Consider the following 2,093-nt stretch of genomic DNA (forward strand, 5'->3'; position numbering starts at 1 on the left):
GACGAGATCGGGCAGCTGGCGGTTACCTTTGAGGGGCTGCTCAAAAACATGGATAATTACACGAAAATGGAATATACCAGCCGGATGGCAGCGACGCTGGCGCATGAGATCAAGAACCCGATCGCGGGCATCCGCTCCGGTATTCAGCTTTTAAAGGGCAGGGCAGTCAAGGACGGCGATAAGATGCTCTGTGACAGCATGATCCATGAGATCGACCGCGTCACGGCGCTGATCATGAATCTTCTGACTTTGTCAATCCGGCGTGAATCACTGAAAACGGAGGTTTCTGTGACCGGTGTTTTAAAGGAGATCGGAATGATCTATGCGAAAGGACCGGACAGCCGCCGCGCATCGCTTTTGGTGGAGGCAGAAGAGGGACTGAGGGCGAGTCTCAATGAAAATGAGTTCCGTCAGATCATCCACAACCTGATCAGCAACAGCCTGAAGGCGCTGGTACCGGACCGCGAGGGACAGATCAAGCTCATGGCAGCCGCGCAGGAGAAAGAAGTGCTTGTGACGGTGCGAGACAACGGAAAAGGCATGACGGAGGAAGAAGTCTCCAAGGCGCTGGAACCATTTTATACAAAGAGCATCAACGGAACCGGGCTTGGGCTATCAATCGTGAGCCGCCTGGTGGAGTCAAATGGAGGAACGATGGAGATCGTGAGCAAGTCGGGGGTAGGGACAGACGTGGTTTTAAGATTTCCGGGGAAAATGGTATAGTGTGACCATTTAATGAGGTATTTCACGAATTTAGTATTTAGGGTATAATGTTATGAAACAGGGAGGAGGATGCACATGGATCGAATTTTGATTGTGGACGATGAATTTCTGATTCGCTATACACTGGAGGAAGGACTGAAAGACAGGGGATATGACGCCTATTCAGCCGCAACCGTCGAGGAAGGGCTGGAGTTTGTCAGGAAATATCATCCGGGGGTGCTCCTTCTCGACAATCTCCTCGAAAACAGTGTCGGGATGGATGAGATTGTCAATTTCAAAAATGCAGACGAGGAACTGCAGGTCATCATGATGACGGCGTACGGTTCCGTTTCCCAGGCGGTTGAGGCGACGAAGCGCGGCGCATATGATTATATTTTAAAGCCGTTTGATGTGGATGAGATCGATATGCTGATCAAGCGGTGTCTGGAGCAGAAGCGCAACCGGGATTCACTCGTCTTCCTGAAAGGCGATGTGCCGCAGTTTTTAGGTGTCAGTGAGGCAGCCGCCCGGATCCGGCACCTTATTCAGGTGCTTGGGGAAAATTTGTCGGTCAATGTACTCCTGCGTGGGGAGACGGGAACGGGCAAGGAAGTTGTGGCGCGGCAGATTCATGCGAACAGCGCCCGCAAGGATAACCTGATGGTACGCATTAACTGCGGTGCGATTCCGGAAAATCTGATGGAGAGCGAGCTCTTTGGCTATGAGCGTGGCGCGTTTGCGGGGGCGCTCAAGACGAAAAAGGGCTTGATTGAGCTGGCGGACGGCGGTACGGTCTTTTTGGACGAGATCGGCGAATTGCCGATGGCGATGCAGACGAAACTGCTGACCTTCCTGGATGACCGGAAATTTAAGCGGATCGGCGCGCTGGAGGACACGGCGGTCGATGTTCGGATCATTGCGGCGACGAACAGAAATCTCGAGGAGGCGATCAAGGCGGGGCAATTCCGGGAGGATCTGTTCTACCGGCTGAATGTCATGCAGATCGAGATTCCGCCGCTTCGTGACCGGCGCGAGGATATCCCGGTGCTCTGTGACTATTACCTTGACTATTATAATAAAGCCTTTGCCCGCAATATCGAAAAGGTGGATCCGGATTTTATGCGGGAGCTGCTCTTGTACGACTGGAAGGGAAATGTCAGGGAGCTTAAAAATATTTTTGAGCGCTGTTTTCTCTTCAGCCAGGGAAATATCCTGGAAAAACACGTGGAGCTGGCGCCGGTCGAGCGGGAGGCAAGGCCGGAGAGCGGGGACTGCATCTATCTGAAAGATCTGAAAAAAGGACCGATCGACCTCGAGCAGGAGGTCGCGGCGCTGGAGAAACGATATATGTCGGAGGCGTTGAAACTTTCCGGCAATAACCTGACGCGGGC

The 2,093-nt window shown here is 52.9% G+C and carries 2 protein-coding genes (1 of these 2 running past the window's edge); both read left to right on the plus strand.

Going from position 1 to position 2,093, the window contains the following annotated elements; translation table 11 throughout:
- Positions 1 to 723, plus strand: a 723-nt coding sequence (locus QVO97_RS05495) for a sensor histidine kinase (RefSeq protein ID WP_288189053.1), incomplete at its 5' end; no start/stop codon positions are given.
- A gap of 75 nt (positions 724 to 798) precedes the next feature.
- Positions 799 to 2,093, plus strand: partial view of a sigma-54-dependent transcriptional regulator gene (locus QVO97_RS05500; RefSeq protein ID WP_022359390.1) — the 5' portion only. It continues 91 nt past the right edge of the window; only the first 1,295 of its 1,386 coding nucleotides appear in the window; its start codon is at positions 799 to 801; its stop codon lies off the right edge, out of view.

Origin of the sequence: Clostridium sp. CAG:43 (assembly GCF_000434655.1) — a bacterium.
GTDB classification, from domain to species: Bacteria; Bacillota; Clostridia; order Lachnospirales; family Lachnospiraceae; genus Otoolea; species Otoolea fessa.